Source organism: Corynebacterium sp. UMB0012 (assembly GCF_030216265.1).
In the GTDB taxonomy this organism is placed as follows: Bacteria; Actinomycetota; Actinomycetes; order Mycobacteriales; family Mycobacteriaceae; genus Corynebacterium.
Genome location: NZ_JASOKQ010000161.1, coordinates 1 through 219, shown reverse-complemented (window position 1 = coordinate 219; position 219 = coordinate 1). Strand labels below are relative to the sequence as shown.

1 pseudogene is annotated in these 219 nt (G+C 59.8%); it reads left to right on the top strand.

What is annotated here, in order from left to right:
- Window positions 1-219: pseudogene (locus QP324_RS12285) on the top strand (IS3 family transposase); the annotation flags it as partial.

Below are 219 nucleotides of genomic sequence, written 5' to 3'. Positions count from 1 at the left end.
ATCTTTCATCCGACCACCTCGTCAAGGACTGGGTGGCTAAGTGGCGCAGAGGCGGCGACGAGGCTCTGCGCCCGAAGCCGAAGGGCAGGCCCAAAGGATCGGCTGCGCCGAAACGCCTCACGGAAGAGGAAAAGCTTCGCCGCCAGGTTGAGCGGCTGGAAGCGGAAAACGCCTACTTAAAAAAATTGCGAGACTTGAGGAACCAGGGACACGCCTGAA